Annotated in this window: 18 protein-coding genes and 2 pseudogenes; 7 read left to right on the forward strand and 13 right to left on the reverse strand. The window is 63.7% G+C overall.

Translation table 11 applies throughout. From position 1 onward, the window contains the following. Positions 1–124: 124 nt before the first annotated feature. Positions 125–769: a pentapeptide repeat-containing protein gene (locus tag ACX4ZE_RS18725; RefSeq protein ID WP_480274754.1), complete on the forward strand. Its 645-nt coding sequence runs from the start codon at positions 125–127 to the stop codon at positions 767–769. 54 nt (positions 770–823) lie between these two features. Here the strand turns inward: ACX4ZE_RS18725 and ACX4ZE_RS18730 are convergent, their stop codons facing one another. From ACX4ZE_RS18730 to ACX4ZE_RS18770, 9 genes are read right to left on the reverse strand one after another with little or no spacing between them, the layout of a single operon-like run. Further along, a complete protein-coding gene (locus ACX4ZE_RS18730) occupies positions 824–2,020 on the reverse strand; it encodes a vWA domain-containing protein (RefSeq protein WP_480274755.1) in 1,197 nt (398 codons plus the stop codon). Then, complete coding sequence (locus tag ACX4ZE_RS18735) at positions 2,020–2,667, reverse strand: SRPBCC family protein (protein ID WP_480274756.1); 648 nt, start codon at positions 2,665–2,667, stop codon at positions 2,020–2,022. The genes ACX4ZE_RS18730 and ACX4ZE_RS18735 overlap by 1 nt, the downstream gene beginning before the upstream one ends. A 13-nt stretch (positions 2,668–2,680) precedes the next feature. Beyond that, a complete protein-coding gene (locus tag ACX4ZE_RS18740) occupies positions 2,681–3,568 on the reverse strand; it encodes an AAA family ATPase (RefSeq protein ID WP_480274757.1) in 888 nt (295 codons plus the stop codon). After that, positions 3,565–4,158 (reverse strand): nucleotidyltransferase family protein, encoded by a 594-nt coding sequence (locus tag ACX4ZE_RS18745; protein ID WP_480274758.1) that lies wholly within the window; start codon positions 4,156–4,158, stop codon positions 3,565–3,567. The genes ACX4ZE_RS18740 and ACX4ZE_RS18745 overlap by 4 nt, the downstream gene beginning before the upstream one ends. Further along, positions 4,155–4,904, reverse strand: coding sequence for an XdhC family protein (locus tag ACX4ZE_RS18750; RefSeq protein WP_480274759.1), 750 nt, complete (start codon positions 4,902–4,904; stop codon positions 4,155–4,157). The genes ACX4ZE_RS18745 and ACX4ZE_RS18750 overlap by 4 nt, the downstream gene beginning before the upstream one ends. Before the next feature lie 25 nt (positions 4,905–4,929). Continuing rightward, complete coding sequence (locus tag ACX4ZE_RS18755) at positions 4,930–7,320, reverse strand: aerobic carbon-monoxide dehydrogenase large subunit (RefSeq protein ID WP_480274760.1); 2,391 nt, start codon at positions 7,318–7,320, stop codon at positions 4,930–4,932. Then, positions 7,317–7,832, reverse strand: coding sequence for a (2Fe-2S)-binding protein (locus tag ACX4ZE_RS18760; protein ID WP_480274761.1), 516 nt, complete (start codon positions 7,830–7,832; stop codon positions 7,317–7,319). Before ACX4ZE_RS18760 ends, ACX4ZE_RS18755 begins: the two co-directional genes overlap by 4 nt. 24 nt (positions 7,833–7,856) lie before the next feature. Then, positions 7,857–8,759 carry an FAD binding domain-containing protein gene (locus tag ACX4ZE_RS18765; RefSeq protein ID WP_480274762.1) on the reverse strand — a complete coding sequence of 301 codons (903 nt, stop codon included), beginning with the start codon at positions 8,757–8,759 and terminating at the stop codon, positions 7,857–7,859. 57 nt (positions 8,760–8,816) lie between these two features. Then, complete coding sequence (locus ACX4ZE_RS18770) at positions 8,817–9,977, reverse strand: XdhC family protein (protein WP_480274763.1); 1,161 nt, start codon at positions 9,975–9,977, stop codon at positions 8,817–8,819. Between the two features lie 64 nt (positions 9,978–10,041). On the opposite strand from ACX4ZE_RS18770, the gene ACX4ZE_RS18775 reads away from it, so the two are divergent. Then, on the forward strand, positions 10,042–10,998 hold the full coding sequence (locus tag ACX4ZE_RS18775; protein ID WP_480274764.1) for a LysR family transcriptional regulator: 957 nt from the start codon (positions 10,042–10,044) through the stop codon (positions 10,996–10,998). Between the two features lie 84 nt (positions 10,999–11,082). On the opposite strand, the gene ACX4ZE_RS18780 is transcribed toward ACX4ZE_RS18775, so the two are convergent. Further along, positions 11,083–11,343: a metal-sensitive transcriptional regulator gene (locus tag ACX4ZE_RS18780; RefSeq protein WP_480274765.1), complete on the reverse strand. Its 261-nt coding sequence runs from the start codon at positions 11,341–11,343 to the stop codon at positions 11,083–11,085. 278 nt (positions 11,344–11,621) lie between these two features. Here ACX4ZE_RS18780 and ACX4ZE_RS18785 point away from each other — a divergent pair, with 278 nt between their 5' ends. Together ACX4ZE_RS18785 and ACX4ZE_RS18790 are read left to right on the forward strand one after the other, a co-directional pair. Continuing rightward, positions 11,622–11,948 (forward strand): carboxymuconolactone decarboxylase family protein, encoded by a 327-nt coding sequence (locus ACX4ZE_RS18785; protein ID WP_480274790.1) that lies wholly within the window; start codon positions 11,622–11,624, stop codon positions 11,946–11,948. A 249-nt stretch (positions 11,949–12,197) separates the two neighbouring features. Further along, positions 12,198–12,836: a class I SAM-dependent methyltransferase gene (locus tag ACX4ZE_RS18790; RefSeq protein ID WP_480274766.1), complete on the forward strand. Its 639-nt coding sequence runs from the start codon at positions 12,198–12,200 to the stop codon at positions 12,834–12,836. Positions 12,837–12,984: 148 nt separating this feature from the next. On the opposite strand, the pseudogene ACX4ZE_RS18795 reads toward ACX4ZE_RS18790, so the two are convergent. Continuing rightward, positions 12,985–13,087, reverse strand: a pseudogene (locus ACX4ZE_RS18795) (IS6 family transposase); the annotation flags it as partial. A 326-nt stretch (positions 13,088–13,413) separates the two neighbouring features. Here ACX4ZE_RS18795 and ACX4ZE_RS18800 point away from each other — a divergent pair. Next, positions 13,414–14,688, forward strand: a complete 1,275-nt coding sequence (locus tag ACX4ZE_RS18800) for an MFS transporter (protein WP_480274791.1) — start codon at positions 13,414–13,416, stop codon at positions 14,686–14,688. 73 nt (positions 14,689–14,761) lie between these two features. Here the strand turns inward: ACX4ZE_RS18800 and ACX4ZE_RS18805 are convergent, their stop codons facing one another. Together ACX4ZE_RS18805 and ACX4ZE_RS18810 are read right to left on the reverse strand one after the other, a co-directional pair. After that, a complete protein-coding gene (locus ACX4ZE_RS18805) occupies positions 14,762–15,565 on the reverse strand; it encodes an SDR family oxidoreductase (RefSeq protein ID WP_480274767.1) in 804 nt (267 codons plus the stop codon). Between the two features lie 166 nt (positions 15,566–15,731). Next, positions 15,732–16,001 (reverse strand): hypothetical protein, encoded by a 270-nt coding sequence (locus ACX4ZE_RS18810; RefSeq protein WP_480274768.1) that lies wholly within the window; start codon positions 15,999–16,001, stop codon positions 15,732–15,734. Between the two features lie 94 nt (positions 16,002–16,095). Here ACX4ZE_RS18810 and ACX4ZE_RS18815 point away from each other — a divergent pair, with 94 nt between their 5' ends. Then, a complete protein-coding gene (locus ACX4ZE_RS18815; protein WP_480274769.1) occupies positions 16,096–16,263 on the forward strand; it encodes a hypothetical protein in 168 nt (55 codons plus the stop codon). 234 nt (positions 16,264–16,497) lie between these two features. Continuing rightward, positions 16,498–17,863, forward strand: a pseudogene (locus ACX4ZE_RS18820) (ISL3 family transposase). The last annotated feature ends 301 nt before the right edge of the window (positions 17,864–18,164 follow it).

Here is an 18,164-nt window from a genome sequence, read left to right on the forward strand (position 1 = left end):
TTCGACGTAAGGGCAATCGCAGACCTCGGTTGCGGTGGTTCAGGCGCGATCGGTCTCACCGCCCTGTGTAAGGTTTGATTGCGGAGGATTCTCGATATCCGACTACGATCGTGTGAGGACTGTAATGCCACGGGAGCTTGCCGATCTTCCGTTTGCGTCCTATCTGGAGCCCGCCGAGACTATCGGCGCGGAAGGCGAGTACGACTGCGCCCAGTTCGACGAGATCGCATTCACCGACCCCGATGCTCGTAACGCTCGCTTCACGGAGTGTGTGTTCCGGTCGGTGCGTATCGATAAAGGGATGATGCAGAGTGCCCGGTTCGCTGCCGTCTGGATGCACGGAGTCCGGCTGACCAGCACCGACCTGTCCGATACGGTGTGGTTGGACACCGAGGTGCTGGAGGGCGCCTTCTCAGGTGTCGAGGCCGTCGGCGCGGAGCTGCGTCGAGTCGTCTTTTACGGGTGCAAGCTGGACTCGGTCAATCTTCGTGGCGCCGAGCTGGTGAATGTTTCGTTTGTCGACTGTGTGGTGCGGTATATGGATGTCGGTGACGCGCACTTGAGTGAGGTGAGCTTCCCCGGATCGGAGATCGCGAGGCTGTCGCTGCGGCATGCGCGGTTGACGAAGGTGGATTTTCGGGGGGCGCGCAGCATCACCATCGCTGACGGGGTAGAAGCATTGAGGGGCTCGATCGTCACCTCAGGACAGGTGATGGAGCTGGCGCCCGCGTTCGCGGCCGCGTTCGGCCTCACCGTCAAGGATGTGTGAAGAAGCGAGATGCTCCCGATCCAGGTGGCTGTATGAGGACCCCGGCCTTGGCTTTTACTCCGTGAACTCCTGGACCACTTGGACGAAAGCGTGCACGCTCGCCAGCGTGTGTGCGGGCACCATGATGTCGCAGAACGGCAGTGCGGCCGCCATCGCACCGGTGACAGGTCGAAATCCGGGCTCGCCCGCACGGGGATTGAGCCAGATGATGTACCACGCCCGACGGCGGATCCGGGCCATCGCCCGGGCCAGGACATCGGGAGTGTCGCTGTCCCAACCGTCCGATGCGATGACCACAACGGCGCCGCGCACTGCGTTGCCGGAGGGGGTAGCCAGTAGCGTGCCGAGACATCGGCCGATGTGGGTGCCGCCGTAACGGTCGACCACCTTGTCGTTGGCCCTGGCCAGAGCTATATCCGGGTTTTGGTGCGCCAGCAACGAGGTCAACCTGGTCAGCGAGGTGGAGAAGGCGAATACTTCAGGATGTTCGGGCCGACGGTGTCGCATCGCCGCCCGCATCAGGTGCAAGTAGATCGTCGTGTAGGGCTGCATCGATCGGCTGACGTCGCAGATCATGACGAGACGGCGCGGGCGGCGCCTGGGACGAGTGCGGACCAGCACCGCAGATTCCCAGCCGGTATGGCGGGAGCGGCTCATCGTCGCCCGGAAGTCGATTCGCTTGCCGTGCGGATGGTTCTCGTGGCGTCTGCTGTTGCGCAACGGCCAGTGCGTCGACGCTTGTTCCAGCCAGTTGCCGACCGCCCGCAGATCCTCCGGATCGAAGCGGGCGAATGGTTCTTGTGTGCGGGTCGCCAACCGGCTCGGCAGTACATCCGGCAGGGTCGCTTCCCGACCGACCTGTCGAGCTGCACCGGCCACAGAGTGCGGTAGCGCCCAGGGGACTTCACCTCCTCGCCCCGGCTCCCCCGGAACGTTCGTGCCCGCAGTCATCGTGCGTTCGGTCGGCAGTCCGTGTGTTCGGCTCGGCGGGTCCACGCCAGCTACCGCATCGGCGAACACCGCCGCGAAGACCGCGTCGAAGGCGGCGAGATCCTCCATTCGATCGACAAGTGTGAGCCGCATGGTCCAATAGAGTTCGGTGCGCGATCGTGGTGCCGAACAGCGTAAGGCCCGCACGAACAGCGCTGGCCCGCTCGACGCCACCGCGACGCCACCGCGACGCAGCCGGGCAACCGCTGTGACAGCGAATGCGGCCAGATCGACGCCACGCAACAGTGCCGCTTGCGCCATCACTTCCCACGCATCTGCCTGCGGACCACGACCGCAGCGAGCACAGCTGCCAGGACGAACGCGATCGCAGGCGCATACTTCTTGATCATCCCGAGCCCAGCGAGATCGACCAGATCCAGTGGCTCGGACTCGGAGTGTGCGACCGGCTGTGACCCTACCGCGCGGATAACAGGCCCGGACACCGGCTCTATAGCGGCCGAATCGCCTGCCGCGAGTTCCGCTTCCAGACGAGTGACGAATTGTCCGATCAATTTCTCGGATACCTGCTGCAGCATCCCCTTGCCGAATTGGGCGAGCTTACCGACGATCTTGAGGTCTGTGTCCACAGTTACGCGGGTCTTGTCGCCGTCTTCGTGTAGTTGTGTGGTGATGGTCGCCGCGGCGTTTCCAGATCCGCGAGAATCTCGGCCGCTGCCGTTGATAACGGCGCGATGGTCGTGTTCGTCGCGCTCGACGAAGCTGGCTTTCCCGGTGAATTCGCTGGTCACCGGTCCGACCTTTATCTTCAATCTGCCGAGGAAGTCGTCGCCGGCCCAGCCGACCAGCTGCGCGCCGGGAATGAGCGGGACCACCTGCTCGAGGTCGGTCAGTACCTCCCATGCCTGCTCGATGGGTGCGTTGACAGTGAATTCGTTGGCGATCTTCATCGGAGTATCCCTCTCATCCGGTGGCCAGATCTTGGGTGTATTCGGCGAACCCCACGCCCACAGCGGATCGGTCGTCGGGTGTCTTCGCCAGTGCGCTCAGCGTGGTGACCGCCTCCGGCGCGGTGAGATCGGCGACACCGAGCGCCACCAGCGCGGCGATCCAGTCGATGGTTTCGGCGACGCCGGGCGGTTTGTCGAGATCCAGATCGCGGGCGCGGGCGACGAAACGGGTGGCATGTTCGATCAACGCGTCGGTCGCCCCAGACACGGTGCGCCGCACGATCGCCACCGCGCGAGCCTGCTCCGGGTAGTCGATCCAGTGGTAAAGGCAGCGCCGCCGCAGCGCGTCGTGCAGATCGCGGCTGCGATTGGAGGTCAGCACCGCGATCGGCGGATGTTCGGCGACAAAGGTCCCGAGTTCGGGAACGGTCACTGCGGCCTCACCCAGGAATTCCAACAGCAGTGCTTCGAATTCATCATCAGCACGGTCGATTTCGTCGATCAACAGCACCGGAGGCGTCGGACCGCGATGGCGCACACAGCGCAGAATCGGACGGTCTACCAAGAAAGCCTCGGTGAACAGGTCGGCTTCGGTGAGGTCGGCTCCGCGTGCCTCGGCGAGTCGGATGCTGAGCAGCTGGCGCTGATAATTCCAGTCGTACAACGCTTCGCTCACGGTGAGGCCCTCGTAGCATTGCAGGCGGATCAGTGGTGCGTCGAGCACAGTGGCCAGTGTCTTCGCCGCTGTCGTCTTGCCTACTCCGGGTTCACCTTCCAGCAGCAGCGGCCGCCCCAGGACGCTTGCCAGATAGAAGGCGGTGGCGGAGCCGGTATCGAGTAGGTAATCCTCGGCGTCGAAGCGCCGCACGACGTCCTCGATATTGTCGAACGGCGATCTCATGGCGACGTCGCGGCGCGCAGGCGCGCGTAGTCGTCCCAGGTGTCCACATCCAGAGGCGCCGGTGTATCGACGTCGAGCCGCAACACCGCGAATCGGCCGGAGTCGATGATCTTCCACACTGCTTTGTCGCCTTGTAGCCCGGCCAGTTCATCGAATACATCACGGCTCAACCAGAACGGATGTCCGACACCGTCGCGGTAACGGCAGGTCGTGATCGCAGCGGACGTTCCTTCGGTGAGCAGCCGGTCCACGGTCACCGCCGACAGGTCGGGTTGGTCGCCGAGCATCAGCACGATTCCCGCGGCTCGGGGATCAACCGCACGTAGAGCCGAACGCACCGAAGACGAACAACCTGAATCGAAGTCGTCGGCCATGACTACCCGCAGTCCGGTGAGATCGACCTTCCGGCGAACTACCGCCGCCGCGTCGCCGAGAGTGACGATGAGCTGATCGAAAGCGCAGGAGCGCACCACGTCGAGCGTAGCACCGAGAATCGTGGTATTTCGATACGGCAGAATCTGTTTCGGAACTCCCAGCCGCCGTGAGCTCCCTGCGGCGAACACGACTCCGGTACGGAAAGCACTTGTCATGAGCTCTCCTTCGTCACGACAACCAAGCTTTCCTGTCGGATCGCCTGAATCACTTGCGCGACAATCGATACAGCGATTTCCGCAGAGGTCTTGGCCCCTATCGACAACCCCGCCGGGGTGTGCACGCATGCCCGCTCCGCGCTGGTCAACTCGAGGGTGTCGAGAATCGACGCGCCTCGAATCCTACTGGCCACCAAGCCGATGTATCCCACACCGGCGTCGAGTGCGGCGCGAATGGTTTCGGCTTCCGGGCCACCGTGGCTGGCGATCACCATCGCCGTCGTATCGGACGGCGAATCCAGCGGCACGGCACCGACAGCACTGCGTCGCACGCCGAAGCCGACCAATTCGCACGCCTCGGCCAGGGCATCCGCGATAGGAGTCGCGCCACAGATATACACCAGTGGCGGTGGGATCTGCGGCTCGAGGAAGATCTCCAGTGCTCCGCTGGACAGACAGGGGTTTACTACCACCGCCGCGCCTGGCGCTTCCGGAAACTGCAGATCTCCGTCGGGTAGCACGCGCAGCAGCACACTCTCGTTCGACTGTAGGGCGCCCAATGCCGCCTTACGGACCGAGTTCTGGGCGCATTGGCCACCGACGAACCCTTCGATCGTCCCATCCTGCAACAGGATCGCCTCGTCCCCGGCATGCGCTGAGGTCGGCTGTTGCGCACGCACAACGGTCGCGTGTACGAAAGAAGTCCGGGTGCGCACCAGTTGCCGCGCCCGCTCGGTCATCTTCATCGGTGCTCCCCTGGCTCGTACCTGCTCAGATGGGCGGTGTGGCCCGACCTAGCATCGCTTCCCATACTCGTGACGGTGTCAGCGGCATATCGACGTGCCGGACCCCGAACGGCGCCAAGGCATCCACCACCGCGTTCACCACCGCAGCGGGCGACCCGACCGTAGCCGATTCGCCGATACCTTTTGCACCGATCGGATGGTGCGGTGATGGAGTGACCGTATGCCCGGTCTCGAGATGTGGAACCTCGAGTGCGGTGGGGATGAGGTAGTCCATCAGGGAGCCGCTGAGACAGTTGCCGTCCTCGTCGAAGGCGATGATCTGCATCAACGCCATGCCGATGCCGTCGGTGATGCCGCCGTGCACCTGTCCTTCGATGATCATCGGATTGATCCGAGTGCCACAGTCGTCGACCGCGAGGAAGCGCCGGACCTTCACCACAGCCGTCCCCGGGTCGATATCGACGACGCAGAAGTACGCGCCATACGGATAGGTGAGGTTCTCCGGGTTGTAGCAGATCTGTGCGTCGAGTCCGCCTTCGATGCCCTCGGGCAGGTCGCCTGCGCCATGTGCGCGCATCGCGATCTGCTGAATGGTCACGGCCGCGGACGGATCGCCCTTGACGTGGAATATGCCTTTCTTCCATTCGAGATCGGCGACAGAGACCTCGAGCATGCCGGAAGCGATGATCCGCGCCTTGTCGCGCACCTTCCGCGCCACTAGCGCGGCAGCGGCGCCGGAGACCGGTGTCGACCGGCTGCCGTAGGTGCCAAGTCCGAACGGGGTCTGATCGGTATCTCCGTGCACCACATCGATATCGTCCGGTGGGATGCCGAGTTCCTCGGCGACGATCTGGGCGAATGTCGTCTCATGCCCCTGACCTTGGGTCTGCACTGAAAGGCGCACGACGGCTTTACCGGTCGGATGCACGCGCAGCTCGCACCCGTCGGCCATCCCGAGTCCGAGAATGTCCATGTCCTTGCGTGGGCCTGCGCCCACAGCCTCGGTGAAGAAGGACATGCCGATACCCATCAATTCGCCGCGGGCGCGTTTGTCCTGCTGTTCTTGTCGCAAGGCGCGGTAGCTGATCATGTCCATCGCCAGCCGCATGGTCTTCTCGTAGTCACCGGAATCGTAGACCCAGCCGGTTTTGCTGGTGTAGGGGAACTGTTCGGGACGAAGGAGGTTGCGCAATCTCAGCTCGGCCGGGTCGATCTCCAGTCGGTAGGCCAGGCAATCGACCAACCGCTCGACGAAATAGACGGCCTCGGTGATTCGGAACGAACAGGCATAGGCGACCCCTCCGGGGGCCTTGTTCGTGTAGACCGCGGTCATCGCGCAGTAGGCGGCTTCGATGTCATAGCTACCGGTGAAGACACCGAAGAAACCGGCCGGATACTTCAGCGGGGCAGCCGTGCCGTTGAAGGCGCCGTGATCGGCGAGTACTTTCGACCGGATGGCCAGGATCTTGCCGTCAGCGGTGGCGGCGATCTCGCCACGCATGATGTAGTCGCGGGCGAACCCGGTGCTGGTGAGATTTTCGGTGCGATCCTCCACCCATTTCACCGGCTTACCCAGCAAAAGTGATCCGACAATGGCGCAGACATAACCTGGATAGATGGGCACCTTGTTGCCGAACCCGCCGCCGATATCGGGGGAAATCACCCGGATCTTGTGCTCGGGCAGTCCTGCCACCAAAGCGTAAAGCGTGCGGTGGGCATGTGGCGCCTGGCTTGTCGACCACAGCGTGAGCTTTCCGGTCACCGGATCGAGATCCGCGACCGCCCCGCAGGTCTCCATCGGAGCGGGATGTACGCGCGGATAGACAATCTGTTGTTCCACGACGACGTCGGCTCGGGCAAACACCGCCTCGGTCGCGGCGGCATCGCCGGCCTCCCAGTCGAAGCAGTGGTTGTCGCGCTTGCCCTCCAGGTCATCGCGGATCACCGGCGCCTCCGGCGCCAGCGCGGTCCTGGCGTCGATCACCGGATCGAGCATCTCGTACTCGACATCGATGAGCTCGAGCGCATCACGCGCACTGTAGCGATCTTCGGCGACGACGAAGGCAACTTCCTGACCTTGGAATCGCACTTTGTCCGTTGCCAGTACTGCCTGCACATCGTTGGAGAGCGTCGGCATCCAGGCCAGCCCTTTCGTGGCCAGGTCCGCGCCTGTGACAACCGCCGCGACCTTCGGATGCGCCTGCGCTGCGGAGGTATCGGTGCGTACGATCCGCGCATGCGCGAACGGAGAGCGCAAGATCGCCATATGCAACATGCCTGGCAACGACACATCGTCGATGTACGTGCCATGTCCACGAATGAACCGGGGGTCCTCCTTGCGGAGCATCCGGCCGTGACCACATGGCTTGTGATCGTTATCGACACGATCTTCGGGCTGGGATTCGACGGCGGTCATGATGTGCTCCCCACTGGTGCCGGGGTAGCGGGTTCGGGCCGCACTGCTTCGCCGCGCTGCCGCGCTGCCGCCCACTGGATCGACCGCACGATCGTGGTATATCCGGTGCATCGGCAGATCTGTCCGGAGATCGCTTCCCGGATGGTCTGCTCATCCGGATTCGGGTCGCGGTCGAGCAGCGCGCGGGCGGTGATCATCATTCCGGGCGTGCAGAATCCACACTGCAGCCCGTGGCATTGCATGAAGCCCTCCTGAACGGGATCGAGGTGGCCATCCACCTCCAGCCCTTCGACGGTGCGCACCGCGTGCCCGTCGGCCATGGCGGCCAGCACCGTGCACGATTTCACCGGTGTACCGTCGAGCTCCACCACGCAGGCGCCACAGTTGCTGGTGTCGCAGCCCCAGTGGGTTCCGGTGAGTCGCAAATGTTCTCGCAAAAAGTGCACGAGCAGGGTACGAGGCTCGACCTCTGCGGCCACCGGCGCGCCGTTGACGGTCATGGTCACCTTCATGGCTTTTCTCCCTTCAGCGCCGGATTATTCGATGTTCGTGATATTCGCGGGATCCGCATCGTTCGAGATCCGCTCGACCGAGGTACGCAGTGCGCGAATCGTCAGTTCGGACGCGAGATGGCGCTTGTAGTCCACGCTGCCGCGCGCATCGGAGTCGGGTGCGCATGCCGCGCTCGCCCGGCGTCCCGCCTCCGCGAAGGCCGCTTCGGTGGGCGGCGCATCGATGAGCACGTCCACTGCGGAAATGAGCGCAGTGGGCTCGGGATTCACTGCGGTCAGACCGATCCGTGCGGCCGCTATCGTCCCATCGCGCAGTGTCACCGTCGCGCCCGCCGCCGCGATCGCCCAGTCGCCGACCCGGCGCTCCACCTTCACGTAGGCACTCGATGTGCGATGCCGTACCGGAATCCGGATCTCGAGTAGCAGCTCGTTGTGCGACAAAGCGGTTTCGTATGGCCCGAGCAGGAACTGGTCCATCGCGATCTCCCGGTCGCCGGACGGTCCACGCACCAGGCAGGTGGCGCCGAGCGCCAGGCACACCGTGGTGAGATCTTCGGCGGGATCGGCCTGGCACAGCGAACCACCGATCGTGCCACGGTTGCGTACGATCGGATCGGCGATCACGCGCTCGGCATCCCGGAAGATCGGGCACACCGCGGCCAGCTCGTCGGATTCGAGCACATGCCGATGCCGGACCATCGCGCCGATACGCACCAGAGTCGGATCGGTGACGATATACCCCAGCTCGGTGGCCAGGTCGTTGATGTCGATGAGATACTCCGGATCGGCCAGACGCAACTTCATCATCGGCAGCAGACTGTGTCCGCCCGCGATGAGGCGCGCTTCCTCCCCCAACCGGTCCAGTAATTCGATGGCGTGATCTACACCTGTGGCGCGTTCGTATTCGAAAGGCGCGGGAACTTGCATGTGATCCACCTCATATCAGTGGTCGGAAGCTCAGCTTCGAGCTGACCCATATCGGTGTCAAGACCGAGTTAAGGAATCACTTAATCTGCTGTTCGCGACCTGTTCATGGTGAATCCGGCCACCGGTTTGTGTCAGTGGACGGCCATGTCCGCCCCAGCGGCGCGCGATGATCTCGGCCGCGATCGACACCGCTGTCTCCTCTGGTGTCCGCCCACCAAGATCCAGTCCGATCGGACTGGCAAGTCGAGCGAGTTGTTTCTCGGTGAGGCCGGCCTGCCTCAGGTGGGACAGGCGCTGGTCGTGCGTCCGACGTGACCCCATGGCGCCGACATAGCCGATTTCCGGTGCGCGCAGGGCCATCTCCAGCAGCGGAACATCGAATTTCGGATCGTGGGTCAGCACGCAGAGGACCGTTCTGATATCGACCGAGCCTGCCGCGATCTGTGCGGCCAGGTAGCGATGTGGCCAGTCGACGACGACCTCGTCGGCGGTCGGGAATCGAGCGGGAGTAGCGAAAAGTGGCCGTGCGTCGCACACGGTCACCCGATAGCCCAGGAAAGATCCCTGCTGGGCGAGGGCGGCGGCGAAATCGATCGCCCCGAACACCAGCATGCGCGGCTGTCGGGCATAGCTGGCGACGAAGACCGCCATCCCCACACCACGACGCTGTCCGTCCGGACCATAGGACAGCACCTCGCTGCGGCCCGCCGCGAGCAGCCCGCGAGTATCGTCGATCACCGCGTCGTCGGCGCGCGCCGATCCCAGAGTGCCGTGCGCCGCACTCGGCCGAATCAACAGCTTTCGCCCCACTTGATCGGCCTCGGGATGTTCGATGACGGTCGCGATCGCGACCGGCCGGTCGGCGGCGATGTCCGCGGCGACCTCACCGAGCTCCGGGAAACTCTCCCGCGAGATCCTTTCGACGAAGACATCGATGACGCCGCCGCAGGTAAGACCGACCGCGAAAGCGTCGTCGTCGGAGAAGCCGTACCGTTGTAGCACCGGAAGACCGGTCCGAACGACATCGACAGCGAGCTCGTAGACCGACCCCTCGACACAGCCGCCGGAAACCGAACCACCGACCGTCCCATCCGGGGCCACAACCATGGCCGCGCCCGGCGGTCGCGGCGCCGAACGGAAAGCCCGCACCACCGTCGCGACCCCTGCGGTTCCTCCAGCATTCCACGTTGTCATCAGATCCGTGAGCACATCCCGCATGATGCGTCCTCCCGGCACAGCGCAATGGCAGGCGCCGCGTCTACTTCCAAAGTAGACTCCGAATGTGACGCCCGCCCAGCTTCGGGCCTATTCGACTGTCGTGCGGCTCGGTTCGGTCCGCGCGGCGGCCAGAGAACTCGGGATATCCGACGCCGGTGTCTCGACGCACATCGCCCAGCTGCGCAAAGAGCTCGATGACCCCCTGTTCACTCGCGCAGCGGCGGGTTTGGCTTTCACACCGGGCGGCCTGCGCCTGGCAGGCCGGGCGATCGAGATTCTCGGGCTGCAGCGGCAGACTGCCCTCGAGGTGAGCGCGGCAGCGCACGGCAGGCGGTTGCTGCACATCGCGGCCTCGAGTGCGTTCGCCGAACATGCCGCACCCGGCCTCATCGATCTGTTCGCGGCGCGGGCGCGGGATCTGTCGGTCGAGCTGAGTGTGCACCCCACCAGCCAGTTCCTCAGTCTGCTGGAAAGCCGTGCGGTGGACATCGCGCTGGGGCCTGGGCTGGACAACACCGACACGATCATCATCACCCGGCCATTCCTGAAGTATCAGATCATTTCGGTCGCGCGCCCGGACAGCCCGCTGGCGAGCGTCGCGGCGCATCCGGCCTTGCTCCGCGAACAGCAGTGGATGCTTGGTCCCAGCGCGGGAAGTGTCGACGGGCACATCGCGGCAATGCTGCGCGAGCTGGCCATTCCTGAGGCGCAGCAGCGGATTTTCCAAAGCGACGCCGCCGCCCTCGAAGAGGTCCGCCGGGGCGGAGGCATCACCCTGACAATCGGTTTCGCCGTTGCCTCCGATCTCGCGGCCGGTCGCTTGATCCATCTCAAAGGACCAGGCCTTCGAATAGCCGCCGAGTGGTGTGCGAGCACCTTGCCACCCGAAACCCGCCAACCTGCGGTGGCAGAGCTGCTGCAGTTCATCACCACCCCGCGATGTATCCAGGCGATGATCCACGGATCCGGTGTGGGTGTCACCCGATTTCGTCCGAAAGTGCATGTGACCCTATGGAGTTGAGCATGCACATCGCCATGGCGCTTTACCTCGGCCCCCGCGCGCCCTTCACCTCCCCATCATCCACGACAAAGGTTGCCACCGATATCAGGCCAGAGCGAGGAACAGTTTCTCCATCTTCTTCGTATCGACACTGTCCAGGCCACCATTGCTGAGACAGTGTTGGAGACCGGTGGCCACAAGTGCGTAACCGCTGCGGCTGAGCGCCTTGTTGACCGCGGCGAGTTGAGTGAGCACGTCCTCACACTCCGAACCCTCCTCCATCATGCGGATGACAGTGGCGAGGTGCCCATGTGCCCGCTTCATCCGCATGGTCACTGCCTTTACATTCTCAGGTTCCAGCCGCATCCTCTTCTCCTCTACCTCACCGGCCGTAGTCGGTGGCCGCGTCGATCGTGCGTTCTACACAACGATTGTATATCCCCCCTGGGGGATGGTACTGTCGCCGGATTCCCCCTGGGGGGATGCGAGTCGGTCGACGCCACCGCACTCGATCACCTGTTCCCTACCGCTCGCAGCGGAGATGGAAGGAATACTCGATGTCATCACCCACCGAGCAGTCATCACCCACCGAGCACCTGCACACCACTGGCTACGGCAAACAGGTGCTCCGCGAACTCGTACCGATGCACCGCGAACTCCGTCGCGCCATCCCCGACGTTTATAAGGGCTTCGGCGAGCTCAGCAAGGCAGCCTTCACACCAGGCGCACTCGACCGTAAGACCAAGGAGCTGATCGCACTGGCCATCGGGGTGGTCGAGGGTTGCGACGGCTGCATCGCCTCGCACGGACAAGCCGCCGCTCGCGCCGGAGCCACCCGGCAGGAGGCCGCTGAAGCCATCGGCGTCACCTTCCTCATGCATGGCGGTCCTGCCACTATCTACGGAGCCCGCGCCTATGATTCCTTCTGCGAATTCGCCGCTGCCATCGAGAACGGCGAAACCTCGGTCTGACCGCCTACGGGAAGGGAATAGCTCATGTGTCGACCCGTCCGCTGCAAGTCCTGCGGAAAGACCACCTGGTCCGGCTGCGGCCAGCATATCGCGCAGGTCAAAGCGCTTGTCCCCGATGATGAATGGTGCCAAGGCCACGCCGGGAGCGGCAGTCGACTGCGCCGAATCCTCAAACGATAGGGACCAGGAACGAATGTTCGTTTCTTGCGGGCCGGATGCCGCGCGATTCTCATCCATGAATTCAGGGCTATGGCCGGGCCCCCGTCCCACCTGAGTACCGTCGCGAAGGCATACGACTCCATAGCGGTTCGTTATGCCGACTTCGTTCGAGACGGGCTGGCCGGACTTCCGTTGGACCGCGGTGTGCTCACCGCATTCGCCGAGTATGTGCACGCGGCCGGCTCCGGCCGCGTGGCCGAGTTGGGGTGTGGCCCCGGCTATGTAGCGGCATATCTGCGGGATCTGGGGTTGGAAGTCTTCGGTGTGGACCTTTCGCCGAAGATGATCGATCTGGCCAGGCAGGCTTATCCCGACCTGCGCTTCGAAGTGGGCTCGATGGAGGATCTGGACATCGCCGATGACGCACTGAACGGCATCGTATCCTGGTATTCGGTCATACACACCCCGGCGGAAGTCCTACCGTCGTATTTCGCCGAGTTCCGTCGAGTGCTGGCCCCCGGCGGTCATCTTCTGATCGCCTTCTTCGAGTCCGAGGGTGGTCCGACAGCGCCGTTCGATCACAAGGTGACGACAGCCTTCCGCTGGCCGATCGGCAAGCTTGCCGATCTCGCCTGTCGAGCCGGGTTCGTCGAAGTGGGCCGGATGCTGCGCGAACCCGGTGAACAAGAACGCTACCGTCGTGGCCATCTGCTGATGCGCAGAGTGTAAAACCAGCTGCCTCTCAATCACCGCTACCGGGCGCAGTCCTGAACACATTCGGATAGCCAATGGCACCGAGATGAAGGTGTTTCGCTCACCGACCGGAGTGCGCCTCCTTGCCGACGAATGACGAGAAGAGTACAACCGTTACCGGCCAGCGAATCGTCTCGTACGACACTCCGACCCCCACGTTCGAGCATCAGTGACTCGACCTCCCTGAAGGACAAGGTAAACCGGTGATACAGCCACGTACAGCGCCGAAACCAGCACTACGCACTGGTGAAACGGGTCTGTAGAACATCTGGACGCATGGAGCACACCGGGCTACGGATCGAGATCGAGAGAATAGCCGTAGAGAACCGCGTCGTATTTTCATTCGCCTCATACGAATGATCGTTTCAACTGACTGATCGTTCGTTCGATGGCACGTGTGCGGGTTCGGTATCGCCGGTGTTTCCGATAGTCGCTATCGGCGCGCTTCCCTTGCGCGTGGCCTTCACGCTACTAGTTGAGCTTTATTGAGAGAGGACACTTCGTGTCGCATGTCGACCTCGCCCCGGCAGCGCAACAGCCTGCCACGACTTCGATGCGGAAAGTCGCGTTCGCCGGGTTCGTGGGCTCGGTGATCGAATTCTACGACTTCAACATCTACGGGACCGCTGCGGCGCTGGTCTTTCCGACGGTATTCTTCCCCGACCTGAGCCCGGCGGCGGCGACACTGGCATCGTTCGCTACCTTCGCCGCCGCTTTCATCGCCCGCCCACTCGGCGCGATAGTGTTCGGACACTTCGGCGACCGCTTCGGCCGCCAGAAAGCCCTCGTCGCCACCCTGCTGACCATGGGAACAGCCACAGTCGCGGTCGGATGCGTCCCCTCAGCAGCCTCCATCGGAGTAGCCGCGCCGATCATCATCCTCGGACTACGACTGCTCCAAGGCCTCTCCGCGGGCGGAGAATGGCCGGGGGCCGCTTTGCTGTCGGCCGAACATGCCCCACCCGGAGAACGGGGGAAATGGGGTATGGCGGTGCAGCTGGGGCCCGCCCTGAGCATGGCTATGGCGAGTTTGGTGTTCTTGATCGTGAATCTTACTGTGGGGGAGCATAGCTCGGTGTTCTTGTCTTGGGGGTGGCGGGTGCCGTTCCTGGTCAGTGCGGTGTTGATCGGGGTGGCTGTGTGGGTGCGGTTGGGGGTCGAGGAGACTCCGGTCTTCCGGAAGCATCGACAGTCCCGCAGCGTGGTACGTGCCCCGTTGACGGCGGTCGTGCGGGAGCAGTGGCGTCGGATCCTCGCCGCTGCGGCCTCGGTGGTCGGGATTTTCGCGTTCGTGTTCATGGCCACCGTGTATTTGACTGGTTACGCCAGTACTCATGTCGGGTTGTCGCGGTCGTTGATCCTGACTGCCGGGGTGGTCGGGGGGTTGACGATGATGGTCACCGTCGCCCTCTCCGCCGGACTCTGCGACCGGCAGGGGCGGCGGCGGACGATGCTGGTCGCCTTCGGTGTCGGGGTGCCGTGGTCGTTGGTGGTGTTGCCGATGATCGACACCGGATCACCGGTCTGGTTCACCGCCGCGATCACCGGTACCTTCGCCATCGCCGGCGCCGCCTACGGCCCGGTCGCCGCGCTGCTGCCCGAAGCCTTCCCCACCCGCTACCGGTACACCGGCACCGGGATCGCGTTCAATATCGCCGGGATCCTCGGTGGCGGGATCCCACCCCTGCTCGCCGGACCCCTCCTGACCGCATACGGCAGCCAAGCGATCGGATGGATGCTCACCACCCTGACCATCCTGAGCCTGGCCGGAGTCGCCGCCATGCCCGACACCCACACCCGAACCCCGCTACACACCATAGACACATGACAAACCACCACCCGGCCACCGGAGACGACGACATGCTACCGATGCTGAAAGGACACCTCGGACACACAAGAACTCAGCGTGCGCGCAGGGCTTTCGCAATCATACGACGCATGAACGGCCGCATCAGATTCTCGGGTAGATTCGCCCAAGCCAGCAGGAATCGGGTCAGTAGATCGACGGTGATGTGGTGATGGCCCCGCTCCAGACCACGTACGGTGGCCTCGCCGACTCGCGCTGCCGATGTCGGCGCGATCGATCCGGTGATAGCCGCGGTCTCCACCGGCTTCCGCCGGTTCTCCAGCTCCAGTCCAGGCGTATCGGTGTCCGAGGGATAGAGCACCGCGACATCCACGCCCTTCGGCTCGACTTCATATCGCAGACACAGCGCCAGTTGCCGGATACTCGACTTGGTCGGTCCATAGCTGCTGTAGCCGACGACGCCGAGCAACCCTGCGGTGGAGCTGACGAGAAGGATCTTCCCACGCGATCGCTCGACCATGCCGGGCAATACCTGGCGTACCGCGTACACGGCGCCGAGATGATTCGTGGACATCTGTACTTCGTGATCACCGACGTCCATCTCGAGAAAACGGCCGGGCAGGGCGAGTCCAGCGCAACAGGCGATGACCTCGCACGGTCCGTTCCGCTGCTCCAGTTCCGCGATGGCGGAGGCAAGTTGGGCAGGAATCGTCACATCTGCGAGGGCCCAGTCCGCACCGAGTCGTTCCGCGGTGTCGTGCAGTGGGACTTTCCGCCGTGCGATGAGGGAGACCTGTGCCCCGCGTCGTATAAAGGCCTCTGCCACCGCAGCGCCGATCCCCTCTGAGCCGCCGGTCACGATGACATGCTTGTCTACCCAGTTGTCGACTGTTGCCATTGCGAATCCTCCGGCTGAGCTCACAGCGATGTAACCGACGACTCGATCCTGTTACAGCTGAGGTAACTTCGACATACCCTGACGGGAAGCCGTTCAGCGAGAACCCGATCGAGGCGACCGAATCGTCCGACGCGTCGCTGAGGCTAACACGACCCGGTCTGTCTGGTTACCAGATGAGCAAGAAAATGTGATGCCGAGCTTTCAGCCGTCCCACCTCGCTCTGGGCAAGTTCGAACTGTGACCGGGAATGCCTGCGGAGGTAGAAGTCCGGCTGCGCGGGCAGTGAAACTTCCTGTCCGATCGACTGCTCGGCGCGAGCGACAGTAGCCGCGGCCGATTCCTCAGGCAAGCCGCGCTGTTCAGACTGTGGGTTCTCCTGCTGGACCGTTGCGCCGGCAAGTCCGGAGGTTGCTATGTAACGATCCAGCAGCTTCATGGTGAGCGGATGGATACGAATGTTCGGTTCGGTATGCCGAAGGGGAATTCAAGCCATAGAGGACTTTCGCCCGCGAGGACTCGAGGAGAACGACATGGACGAGCTGGTATGCATCGATTGCTGGCGCTGTGACAATCTCAGCTTCGCGCAGCGATTGGATCCCGCATTCATTACTCCCGGCCCGGTGCATCGGTGCCCGATGCACCGGGCCCTCCGGGAGGAGCTGCTCGGCAGCCCCGCAGGGGCTCCGGAAGCCGCCTAGTGCCGAGTTCCTCGAAGGTGTTGGATAAGGCATCGGCGTAGGGGCCTTGGCTTCGGGGCTGGCTTGTCTCAGGTCCATGGTCGTGCACGGGCGTTGAAGACGGTGGTGGCTTGGCAGGTGGCCTGGCCGTCACGGATGCGACCGACGCCACCTGAACCGGCTCTACCGACTTGATGGGGGTCTGGTGTCGCCGATTCGGATCGTGTCGGTGACTGATTGGGGGCTCGCGCCCTTGTGAACTGGGTGTTCCTTACGCATCCGGTACAAGCAAAGGCGCGAGCATACCCCAGAGTAGTGGTTCGGCGTTGTTCGGACTCGACGGTGTCGTTGTGGAGTACGTGCATGTCGATGGCGACCGAGTTCGGACTGTGTATCTGTCCACGGACCCGGATCTGGTCGGGTTGTGTCCCGGCTGTGGGGTGCGGTCGGGCCGGTCGAAGGGGTGGGTATTGACCAGACCCCGCGATATCAGGATCGGTCAGGATGCGCCGCTGCTGGTGTGGTGGAAGCGTAAGTGGTTGTGCCGCAACAGTATGTGTGGACGGAAGTGTTTCACCGAGTCGGTGCCGCAGGTCCCGCCGAGGGCGCGGGTCACAGTACGGTACAAGACGGAGATAGCGTTGGCAGTGCTGGACGACGATCGTTCGGTCAAGGCCGCGGCCGCGGCGTACGGCTGCACCTGGAACACCTGCCACGACGCGGTGATCGCTGTCGCGGACCCGGTCCTGGCTGCCGAAACCGCACCGGTGAGGGTGCTGGGGATCGATGCGACCCGTCGAGGGAAGACCACGTGGGAGGGGCCTGCCCCGAAACCGGGACACGCCGCTGGGTGGATCGCTGGGACACCGGCCTGGTCGACATCGCCGGTAGGGGCGGGCTGTTGGGCCAGGTCAACGGCCGCACCGCGCAGACCGTCATCGACTGGTTGGGCGAGCGGGGCGAGTTGTGGCGCAACGGGATCGAGTACGTGCCGAGCGACATGTCTGTGACCTACGCCAAGGCCGCCCGAGAAGCACTACCCCAGGCACGGCTGATCGTGGACTTCTTCCATGTCGTGAAGAAAGCCAACGACATGGTCGACACCGTGCGTCAACGCACCACTGCGGTCTGTCGCGGCCGCCGAGGCCGCACGTCCGACCCTGAGTGGATCAACCGCCGTCGGCTGTTGAGGGGTGCCGAGCGACTCACCGACGAGCAACGCTCGAATCTGTTCGAGCGATTGACCAGCGCGGACCCCAACGGCGACATAGCCGCGGCGTGGATCGCGAAGGAACTGCTGCGAGATGTGCTGGCTTGCACCAGCCGTGGCGGACTATCCCACGAGATCCGTGATGCCCTGTACCTGTTCTGCGCCGACTGCATCGTCCCCGAGATACGCGCGCTCGCCGAAACAATCTCCCACTGGCAGGAACCACTGATCCTGGCTATCCGCACCGGGCTGTCCAATGCCCGCAGCGAAGGCCTGAACCGGATCGTCAAACACGTCGGCCGCATCGCGTTCGGGTTCAGCACACCACAGAACCAACACCGCCGCGTACGGTGGGCCTGTACCCGCCAATCACGGCAGGTCACCGCCCAGCGCCAGACCCGCCCCCACTAACTCGGTAGAGCCAGAATTACCATGTCCCGGCCGGTGGCTGCGTGTAGAGACCGACGATGCGGGTTATCTTGGGACGAAGTACGGGTCCTTGCTGATCGTCCACGAACGTGGCCGACGACACCTGATCCCCTCTGCCGCTCTCCGGGGCAAGCTGTGCCGCAGCGAGCTTGCGAATCTTCCTCTAATTCACAGCGTCGAAGCAGTCATCCTGTCTACAAAAGGCCTCGGGGTCCGGGGTCGGCACTTGGGCAGCTCTGCCGATGCCTGCGGAATCCGCATATCCGCTCGCCGCAGCTGGTTC

It is taken from the genome of Nocardia sp. TBRC8007, assembly GCF_056629435.1.

Bases quoted from the DNA above. Each gene is read 5' to 3' on its own strand.
- ACX4ZE_RS18815 (WP_480274769.1), top strand. From the start codon at position 16,096: ATGGACGAGCTGGTATGCATCGATTGCTGGCGCTGTGACAATCTCAGC.
- ACX4ZE_RS18800 (WP_480274791.1), top strand. From the start codon at position 13,414: ATGCGGAAAGTCGCGTTCGCCGGGTTCGTGGGCTCGGTGATCGAATTC.
- ACX4ZE_RS18770 (WP_480274763.1), bottom strand. From the start codon at position 9,977: ATGCGGGATGTGCTCACGGATCTGATGACAACGTGGAATGCTGGAGGA.
- ACX4ZE_RS18780 (WP_480274765.1), bottom strand. From the start codon at position 11,343: ATGCGGCTGGAACCTGAGAATGTAAAGGCAGTGACCATGCGGATGAAG.
- ACX4ZE_RS18745 (WP_480274758.1), bottom strand. From the start codon at position 4,158: ATGACAAGTGCTTTCCGTACCGGAGTCGTGTTCGCCGCAGGGAGCTCA.
- ACX4ZE_RS18810 (WP_480274768.1), bottom strand. From the start codon at position 16,001: ATGAAGCTGCTGGATCGTTACATAGCAACCTCCGGACTTGCCGGCGCA.
- ACX4ZE_RS18740 (WP_480274757.1), bottom strand. From the start codon at position 3,568: ATGAGATCGCCGTTCGACAATATCGAGGACGTCGTGCGGCGCTTCGAC.
- ACX4ZE_RS18750 (WP_480274759.1), bottom strand. From the start codon at position 4,904: ATGAAGATGACCGAGCGGGCGCGGCAACTGGTGCGCACCCGGACTTCT.
- ACX4ZE_RS18725 (WP_480274754.1), top strand. From the start codon at position 125: ATGCCACGGGAGCTTGCCGATCTTCCGTTTGCGTCCTATCTGGAGCCC.
- ACX4ZE_RS18785 (WP_480274790.1), top strand. From the start codon at position 11,622: ATGCACCGCGAACTCCGTCGCGCCATCCCCGACGTTTATAAGGGCTTC.
- ACX4ZE_RS18765 (WP_480274762.1), bottom strand. From the start codon at position 8,759: ATGCAAGTTCCCGCGCCTTTCGAATACGAACGCGCCACAGGTGTAGAT.
- ACX4ZE_RS18760 (WP_480274761.1), bottom strand. From the start codon at position 7,832: ATGAAGGTGACCATGACCGTCAACGGCGCGCCGGTGGCCGCAGAGGTC.
- ACX4ZE_RS18790 (WP_480274766.1), top strand. From the start codon at position 12,198: ATGGCCGGGCCCCCGTCCCACCTGAGTACCGTCGCGAAGGCATACGAC.
- ACX4ZE_RS18755 (WP_480274760.1), bottom strand. From the start codon at position 7,320: ATGACCGCCGTCGAATCCCAGCCCGAAGATCGTGTCGATAACGATCAC.
- ACX4ZE_RS18735 (WP_480274756.1), bottom strand. From the start codon at position 2,667: ATGAAGATCGCCAACGAATTCACTGTCAACGCACCCATCGAGCAGGCA.
- ACX4ZE_RS18730 (WP_480274755.1), bottom strand. From the start codon at position 2,020: ATGGCGCAAGCGGCACTGTTGCGTGGCGTCGATCTGGCCGCATTCGCT.
- ACX4ZE_RS18805 (WP_480274767.1), bottom strand. From the start codon at position 15,565: ATGGCAACAGTCGACAACTGGGTAGACAAGCATGTCATCGTGACCGGC.